This is a genomic window from Bradyrhizobium sp. (genome assembly GCF_035570375.1).
Lineage (GTDB): Bacteria > Pseudomonadota > Alphaproteobacteria > Rhizobiales > Xanthobacteraceae > Bradyrhizobium.
Window position 1 is genome coordinate 22,791 of the sequence record NZ_DATMLW010000133.1, and the last position, 9,118, is coordinate 31,908.

Annotated in this window: 6 protein-coding genes; all 6 read left to right on the plus strand. The window is 62.6% G+C overall.

Annotated elements, in window-relative coordinates:
* The first annotated feature begins 139 nt into the window (after nucleotides 1–139).
* A complete protein-coding gene (locus VNX23_RS14460; protein WP_325631069.1) occupies nucleotides 140–2,236 on the plus strand; it encodes a 3-hydroxyacyl-CoA dehydrogenase NAD-binding domain-containing protein in 2,097 nt (698 codons plus the stop codon).
* A gap of 139 nt (nucleotides 2,237–2,375) precedes the next feature.
* Entirely contained in the window at nucleotides 2,376–4,064 is a 1,689-nt protein-coding gene (gene pimA / locus VNX23_RS14465) for a dicarboxylate--CoA ligase PimA (protein WP_325631071.1), read from the plus strand.
* 165 nt (nucleotides 4,065–4,229) lie between these two features.
* Nucleotides 4,230–5,417, plus strand: coding sequence for an acetyl-CoA C-acyltransferase (locus VNX23_RS14470; RefSeq protein ID WP_325631072.1), 1,188 nt, complete (start codon nucleotides 4,230–4,232; stop codon nucleotides 5,415–5,417).
* A 170-nt stretch (nucleotides 5,418–5,587) separates the two neighbouring features.
* Nucleotides 5,588–6,778, plus strand: coding sequence for a pimeloyl-CoA dehydrogenase large subunit (pimC, locus tag VNX23_RS14475; RefSeq protein WP_325631074.1), 1,191 nt, complete (start codon nucleotides 5,588–5,590; stop codon nucleotides 6,776–6,778).
* Nucleotides 6,779–6,955: 177 nt separating this feature from the next.
* Entirely contained in the window at nucleotides 6,956–8,098 is a 1,143-nt protein-coding gene (pimD, locus tag VNX23_RS14480; RefSeq protein ID WP_325631076.1) for a pimeloyl-CoA dehydrogenase small subunit, read from the plus strand.
* A gap of 187 nt (nucleotides 8,099–8,285) precedes the next feature.
* A complete protein-coding gene (locus VNX23_RS14485) occupies nucleotides 8,286–9,059 on the plus strand; it encodes an SDR family oxidoreductase (RefSeq protein ID WP_325631077.1) in 774 nt (257 codons plus the stop codon).
* The last annotated feature ends 59 nt before the right edge of the window (nucleotides 9,060–9,118 follow it).

A 9,118-nucleotide genomic window follows, 5' to 3' on the forward strand; every position in this document is an offset into this window, starting at 1 on the left:
TGTCAAATCCACCGCAATAGTACCGTTACGCGGACCCTCGTTGACAAGGGACGTGCTTCAAAATAACCCTCGCTGTCAAGATGCGGAATTCAATTCCGCAGTGCGGAAGGTATTCAAAATATAAAAAGGAGAGAGTGCCGTGAGCGAACTGGTCAGTCTCGAGCCTCATGACGTGGTTGCCATCGTCACGGTCGACAGCCCGCCGGTGAACGCGCTCAGCGCCGCAGTGCGCGGCGGTATTATGGACAACATCAAGCGCGCGATCGCCGATCCGGAAGTGAAGGCGATTGTATTGACCTGCGCCGGTCGCACCTTCATTGCGGGTGCCGACATTACCGAATTCGGCAAGCCTCCGAAGCCTCCAGGCCTTCACGAGGTGTTGACGGAAATCGAGAATTCGCCAAAGCCGGTGGTTGCCGCGATTCACGGCACCGCGCTCGGGGGCGGTCTCGAAGTCGCGCTCGCCTGCCATTTCCGTGTTGCCACCAAGGACGCTCGCCTGGGCCTGCCCGAGGTGAAACTTGGCCTGTTGCCGGGCGCGGGCGGAACGCAGCGGCTGCCGCGCGCGGTCGGCCCCGAGCTTGCGGTCAAGATGATCGTGGGCGGCGATCCGATTGGCGCCTCTGAAGCCCTGAAGAACGGCCTGATCGAGGAAATCGTCGAAGGCCCCGCTTCCGGCGGCGAGGCGTTTGCCCGCAAGGTGCTGGCGGAAAAGCGCCCCTTGCGAAAGCTGCGCGACGACGACAGCAAGCTTGCCGCGGCGAAAGCCGACCGCTCGATCTTCACCAGCGCGGTTGCGGCGATGACAAGGAAGGCACGCGGGCTGGAAGCGCCGTTTGCCGCGGCCGACGCGGTGGGGGCGGCGATCGACCTGCCATTCGATGAGGGCTTGAAGAAGGAACGCGAAGGTTTCCTCAAGCTGGTATCGAGCGATCAATCGAAGGCGCAGCGTTACGCGTTCTTCGCCGAACGCGAGGCTGCAAAGATCGCCGGCGTCCCCGAAGGCACCAAGCCGCGCAAGGTCGAGCGCGTCGCCATCATCGGCGCGGGCACCATGGGCGGCGGCATCGCGATGTCGTTCGCCAATGCCGGCATCCCGGTGACCCTGATCGAGACCGGCGAGGAGCAGCTCAAGCGCGGCATGGGCGTGATGCAGAAGAACTACGAGGCGACCGCCGCGCGCGGCGGCATTCCCCCCGATGCGCCCGCCAAGCGCATGGCGTTGATCAACGGCGTGGTCGGCCTCGAGCACGTGAAGGATGCGGACCTGATCATCGAGGCCGTGTTCGAGACCATGGCGATCAAGAAGGAGGTTTTCGCGGCCCTCGACAAATACGCCAAGCCCGGCGCGGTGCTGGCTTCCAACACCTCGTATCTCAACATCGACGAAATCGCCAGGGAAACCAAACGCCCGCAGGACGTGCTTGGCATGCACTTCTTCAGTCCTGCCAATGTGATGAAACTGTGCGAGATCGTGCGCGCGGCAAAGACCTCACCCGACGTGCTCACCACCGCAGTGTCGGTGGCGCGCCGGATCGCCAAGGTGCCGGCGGTGGTCGGCGTCTGCGACGGCTTTGTCGGTAATCGCATGCTGGCGCAACGCGGCAAGCAGGCGGAAAAATTGCTGTTCGAAGGCGCATTGCCGCAACAGGTCGATGCGGTGGTGACCAAATTCGGCATGCCGATGGGACCGTTCGCGATGGGCGATCTCGCCGGCCTCGATATCGGCTGGCGTTCGCGCAAAGATCGCGGCATCAAGTCGGAAATTGCCGACGCCTTGTGCGAGGCGGGCCGTTTCGGCCAGAAGACCGGCAAGGGCTATTACAAATATGAAGCGGGTTCGCGCGCGCCACTGCCCGATCCCGAAGTGGAGAAGCTGATCGACGAGACGCTTCAGAGGCTCGGGCGCAAGCGCCGCGCAGTCAGCGACGAGGAAATCCTCGAGCGCATGATGTATCCGATGATCAACGAAGGCGCACGAATTCTCGAGGAGAAGATCGCCGCGCGTCCGGGCGACATCGACGTGATCTGGCTTTACGGTTACGGCTGGCCGGTCTATCGCGGCGGCCCGATGTTTTATGCCGACCAGGTGGGCTTGAAGCACATCGCCGACCGGCTCTCGTACTACGCCAAGGAGACCAACGATCCTTCGCTCGAGCCGGCGCCGTTGCTCAAGCGTCTGGCTGCCGAAGGCAAGACTTTCGCATCGCTTGCCCAGCCGGCGAAAGCCGCGTGATGGACTCTTTGCACCCGTCATTCCGGGATGGCCCGAAGGGCCAGGCCCGGAATCCATATCCACATTCGGTGGTTATGGATTCCGGGTTCGCCGCTTGCGCGTCGCCCCGGAATGACGAGCTTGTTTTTGAGCACAGGTCATGACCTACGCGGGCGAAAAATTCTATCCCGAAGGCGTCCGCTGGGACGAGCCGATCGCGCGCGGAACATTGCCCGATCTGTTGTCGCAAGCAGCGGGTGAATTCGGCGCGCGGGGAGCGATCGAATTTCGTGACCGCGTCATTTCCTATGTCGGGCTCGAACAAAAGGCCGAAATCGCCGCTTCCGCTTTCCTGCGCGCGGGCTTCGGCAAAAACACGTCGATCGCGCTGTTTTTGGGTAATTCGCCCGACCATCCCGTCAACTTCTTCGGCGCGCTCAAGGCCGGAGGGCGCGTCGTGCATCTTTCCCCGCTCGACGGCGAACGGGCGCTTTCACATAAATTGAGCGACAGCGGCGCGCGCGTCCTGATCACCAGCGATCTTGCGGCATTGTTGCCCACCGCGCTCAAGTTTCTGGAAAAGGGCCTGATCGATCGCCTGATCGTCTGCGAAGACGATCACTGGGGCGTGGTCGGCAACCCGCACACGCCGATTCCGGATCATCCGGCGATCGTGACGTTCTCGAAATTCGTCGAAGGCGCGACAAAACCTGCGCAGTGGCCGCAGGTTTCGCCCGATGACGTTGCGCTGTTGCAATATACCGGCGGCACCACGGGGCTGCCGAAAGGCGCGATGCTCAGTCACGGCAATCTGACTTCCGCCGTGTCGATCTATGACGTCTGGGGCAAGGCCGCGCGGGCCAGGCGCAACGCGATCGAGCGCGTGATCTGCGTGCTGCCGCTGTTTCACATCTATGCTCTCACCGTCATCATGTTGCGGTCGCTCTCGCGGGGTGATCTGATCTCGCTGCACCAGCGTTTCGACGTCGAGGCGGCGATGCGCGACATCGAGGTCAAGCGCGCCACCGTTTTTCCCGGTGTGCCGACGATGTGGATCGCAATTGCGAGCCTCCCCGATCTCGAAAGCCGCGATCTGTCCTCGCTTGTCAGTTGCGGATCGGGCGGTGCCCCGTTGCCCGTCGAGGTGGCGAAAATCTTCGAGCGCAAGACCAACATGAAACTCAAGAGCGGCTGGGGCATGACCGAGACCTGTTCCCCCGGCACCGGTCATCCCGAGGCCGGCCCCGATAAGCCCGGCTCGATCGGGCTGATGCTCCCCGGCATCGAAATGGACGTGGTCGCGCTCTCTGACCCGACCAGGGTGCTTGCGCCCGGCGAAGTCGGCGAAATCCGCATCAGGGGACCGAACGTTACCAGGGGATACTGGAACCGGGTGGAGGAAACGGCGCAGGCCTTTGTCGGCGATCGTTTTCTGACCGGCGACATCGGCTATGAGGACGAGGACGGCTATTTCTTCCTGGTCGATCGCAAGAAGGACATGATCATCTCCGGCGGCTTCAACGTCTATCCGCAGATGATCGAGCAGGCGATCTACGAACATCCTGCCGTTGAGGAAGTGATCGTGATCGGCGTTGTCGACGATTACCGGGGCGAAGCGGCGAAGGCCTTCATCAAGTTGCGCCCGGGCGCGGAGGCGTTCTCGCTGGACCAGCTCAAGGCGTTTCTTGCCGGCAAGCTCGGCCGGCACGAAATTCCCACGGCGCTGGAATTCGTCGCCGAGTTGCCGAAGACGCCGGTCGGCAAGCTCTCGCGCCATGAATTGCGTAATCAACAGTCGACGCTGCAACGAGCGCAGCCACAACCACAGCAACTAATGTCCCGGTCCTGACATTCGTATCATGGTGCGGAGGGTTCGTTTACGAATGTCAGAACCAAAGCGACACCGGCAAATATAACATTCTAGTGTGGTTTAGGATTTGACATTCGCCTAGAGGACTCGCGGATATACTGAAGCGAATGTCAAATCCACCACACTACCAACAGGAGGTCGTTCATGACCGACGCCGTCATCGTATCCACCGCCCGCACCCCGATCGGCAAGGCCTATCGCGGCGCGCTCAACGCCACCGAAGGCGCAACCCTGCTCGGCCACGCCATCGGCCAGGCCGTTGCCCGCGCCAAGGTCGACCCGAAGGAGGTCGAGGACGTGGTGATGGGCGCAGCGCTACAGCAGGGCACGACCGGCGGCAACATCGCCCGCAAGGCACTGTTGCGCGCCGGCCTGCCGGTCACGGTCGGCGGCACCACGATCGACCGGCAATGCGCCTCGGGGCTGCAAGCGATTGCGCTTGCGGCGCGCTCGGTGATTTTCGACGGCGTCGAGGTCGCGGTCGGCGGCGGCGGCGAATCTATCAGCCTGGTGCAGAACGACCACGCCAACAAGTTTCACACCCAGGACCCGGCGTTGTTGAAGATCAAGGGCGAGGTCTACATGCCGATGATCGACACCGCGGAGGTCGTCGCCAAGCGCTACGGCATTTCGCGCGAGCGGCAGGACGAATATTCGCTCGAGAGCCAGCGCCGCGTCGCCGCCGCGCAGCAGGGCGGCAAGTTCAACGACGAACTCGCGCCGATCACTACCATGATGGGCGTCGCCGACAAGGCGACCGGCGAAATTTCGATGAAAGAGGTCACGTTGTCGAAGGATGAAGGCCCGCGGCCGGACACTTCAGCCGAAGGGCTTGCCGCGCTCAAGCCGGTGCGCGGTGAAGGTTTCACCATCACCGCCGGCAATGCCAGCCAGCTGTCGGACGGGGCCAGCGCGTCGGTGATCATGAGCGACAAGGAGGCCTCAAGGCGCGGCCTCAAGCCGCTCGGCATATTCCGCGGCTTTGTCGCCGCCGGCTGTGAGCCGGACGAGATGGGCATCGGACCGGTGTTCGCGGTGCCGCGCCTGCTCAAGCGTCACGGGCTGAAGGTCGATGACATCGATCTTTGGGAGCTCAACGAAGCTTTTGCCGTGCAGGTGATCTACTGCCGCGACAAGCTCGGCATCGACCCGGAAAAGCTCAACGTCGACGGCGGCGCGATCGCGGTCGGCCATCCCTACGGCATGTCGGGTGCGCGGCTCACCGGTCACGCGCTGATCGAAGGCCGCCGCCGCAAGGCCAAGTACGCGGTCGTGACCATGTGCGTGGGCGGCGGCATGGGTGCGGCCGGCCTGTTCGAGGTGGTGCAGTGACGAGGTGTTGAACCTCCCCTTGAAAAGGGGAGGTCGGTTTGCGGAGCAAACCGGGAGGGGATCAGCTTTTGCGTCGACGATGACCCCCACCCCGACCCTCCCCCTTTCTGGGGGAGGGAGATCAGAGTGCCGTATGTTGAACAGGACTTATTCGCTTACAGGAGAACCCGATGGATCTCAGTTTCAGCAAGGAAGAAATCGCGTTTCGCGAGGAAGTGCGGGCCTTCTTCAGGGACAATGTGCCGGCCGCGACGCGGCAGAAAATGGTCGAAGGCCGCCATCTTTCCAGGGAAGAGATGGTCGAGTGGTGGCGCATCCTGAACAAGAAGGGCTGGGGCGTGTCGCACTGGCCGAAGGAATATGGCGGAACGGGATGGACCTCGGTGCAGCATTACATCTTCAACGAAGAGCTGCAGATGCATCCTGCGCCGGCGCCGCTCGCCTTCGGCGTCAGCATGGTCGGCCCCGTCATCTATACTTTCGGCAACGAAACGCAGAAGAAGCATTACCTGCCACGTATCGCCAGTGTCGACGACTGGTGGTGCCAGGGCTTTTCGGAGCCCGGCTCGGGTTCCGACCTCGCTTCGCTCAAGACCAAGGCCGAGCGCAAGGGCGACAAATATATCGTCAACGGCCAGAAGACCTGGACCACGCTGGCGCAACACGCCAACATGATCTTCTGCCTGTGCCGCACCGACCCGGCGGCGAAGAAGCAGACCGGCATTTCCTTCCTGCTCATGGACATGAAGTCGAAGGGCATCACGGTGCGCCCGATCCAGACCATCGACGGCGGCCATGAGGTCAACGAGGTGTTTTTCGACGACGTCGAGGTGCCCCTCGAAAACCTCGTCGGCGAGGAGAACAAGGGCTGGGACTACGCCAAATTCCTGCTCGGCAACGAGCGCACCGGCATTGCGCGGGTTGGCGTCTCCAAGGAGCGCATTCGCCGCATCAAGGATCTCGCCTCCAAGGTCGAATCCGGCGGCAAGCCTGTACTGGAAGACCAGGGTTTCCGCGAGAAGCTCGCCGCGATCGAGATCGAGCTCAAGGCGCTCGAACTGACCCAGCTTCGCGTCGTTGCCGACGAAGGCAAGCACGGCAAAGGCAAGCCGAACCCGGCTTCCTCCGTGCTCAAGATCAAGGGCTCGGAAATCCAGCAGGCCACCACCGAGCTCCTGATGGAGGTGATCGGGCCGTTCGCCGCGCCCTACGACGAACATGGCGATGAGGATTCGAACGAAACCATGGACTGGACCGCGCAGATCGCGCCGAGCTATTTCAACAACCGCAAGGTCTCGATCTATGGCGGATCGAACGAGATCCAGCGCAACATCATTACCAAGGCCGTGCTCGGACTTTAGCTTCCTCTCCACGGCGGGGAGAGCGCTTGATTAGACTTCACTGGCTGTCATTCCGGGGCGCGAGTGAAACGAGCGAGCCTGGAATCCATAACCACGATCGAGAGTATGGATTCCGGGCCTGCGCCAAGAGGCGCATCCCGGAATGACGAGAGTTGTTGATACAGGGAAATAGAAAAAATGGATTTCGATTTGTCGGAGGAGCAAAGACTCCTCAAGGAAAGCGTCGATGGACTGCTTGGCAGCGCCTATGATTTCGATTCCCGCAAGAAATACATGAAGGAGAAGGGCGGCTGGAGCAAAGCCGTCTGGGGCAAGCTCGCCGAGCAGGGCCTGCTCGGTTTGCCGTTTTCGGAAAACGACGGTGGCTTCGGCGCCGGCGCGGTCGAGACCATGATCGTGATGGAGGCGCTGGGTAAGGCGCTGGTCGTGGAGCCTTATCTGCCGACGGTGGTGATCGGCGGCGGCTTCCTGCGCCATGGCGGCTCGGCCGCGCAGAAGGAGGCGCACATTCCGCCCGTCATCGAAGGAGCCAGGACCTTCGGCTTCGCGCAGCTCGAGAAAAATTCGCGCTACGATCTTTCCGACGTCACCACCTCGGCCAAGAAGAAGGGTTCGGGGTGGGCCATCGACGGCGAGAAATTCGTGGTGCTCAACGGCGAGGCCGCCGACGCTCTGATCGTGACCGCGCGCACCAGAGGCGGTCAGCGCGATGCGAGCGGCGTCGGCGTGTTCCTGGTGCCGGCTGACGCCAGGGGCGTGGCGAAGAAGGGCTATCCGACCCAGGACGGCCTGCACGCGGCCGACATCACCTTCACCGGCGTCGAAGTCGGCAGCGATGCCGCGATCGGCGATCCCGAGAGCGGCCTTGCGCTGATCGAGCGTGTGGTCGACGAGGCGCGCACCGCGATGTGCGCCGAAGCGGTCGGCTTGATGGATGAATCACTGAAGACGACCGTCGAATATCTGAAGACGCGCAAGCAGTTCGGCGTGCCGATCGGCAGTTTTCAGACCTTGCAGCACCGTGCCGCGGACATGTTCGTCGCGCTTGAACAGGCCCGCTCGATGTCGATGTTTGCGACCATGGCCTGCGATTTCGAGGACGCGAAGGAGCGCGCCACCGCGGTCGCCGCCGCCAAGGTGCAGATCGGCAAATCGGGAAAATTCGTCGGCCAGCAGTCGATCCAGCTCCATGGCGGCATCGGCATGACCATGGAGGCGAAGATCGGCCACTACTTCAAGCGCCTGACCATGATCGAGAACACCTTCGGCGACACCGACTACCACCTGCGCCGCGTCACCCAGGGCGGCGGGCTGGTTTGATTTTCTCAACCGTCATTCCGGGTTCGATGCTTCGCATCGCCCCGGAATGACGAACAATAGTCGTCATGCCCGGCCTTCGTGCCGGGCATCCACGTCTTGGCGGCAGAGGAAGACGTGGATGGCCGGGACAAGCCCGGCCATGACGCGGATAGCAACAAGCGAATGACCACAAAATGGAGTGTGCGTTGTGAAGGGAACCCCATTCGATCTCACCGGCAAGGTCGCAATCGTCACCGGGTCGAGCCGCGGCATCGGCCGTTCCTCGGCGGAACTGCTGGCGAAGCTCGGCGCCAAGGTTGTCATTTCCAGCCGCAAGGCCGACGCCTGCGAGGAAGTCGCCGGCGGCATCCGCAAAGCGGGCGGCGACGCCCATGTCATCGCCTGCAACATCTCGCGCCGGCCGGAAGTCGAGGCACTGATCGCGGGCACCATCAGCCATTACGGCAAGATCGACATCCTGGTCTGCAACGCCGCGGTCAATCCGTATTACGGCCCGCTGCTCGACATCAAGGATGACGCCTTCGACAAGATCATGAACTCCAACGTCAAGAGCAACATCTGGCTCTGTCAATTGGCGATCCCGCCAATGGCCGAGCGCGGCAATGGTTCGGTGGTCATCATTTCCTCGATCGGCGGACTTCGTGGCTCTACGGTGATCGGCGCCTACGGAATTTCCAAGGCCGCGGACTTTGCCTTATGCCGCAGCCTGGCCGGCGAATGGGGCCCGAAGGGCGTCCGCGTCAATTGCGTCGCACCGGGCCTGGTGAAAACCGATTTCGCGAAAGCACTGTGGGAAGACGAGGAGCGCCTGAAGCGCCGCTGCGCCACCACGCCGCTGCGCCGGATCGGCGAACCCGACGAAATCGCCGGCGCGGTCGCCTACCTCGCCTCCGATGCCTCCACCTTCATGACCGGCCAGACCATCGTCGTCGACGGCGGCGTCACGACGGCGGCGGCGTAGCTCTCTTCCCCTTCTCCCCTTGCGGGAGAAGGTGGCGCGAAGCGCCGGATGAGGGGTTC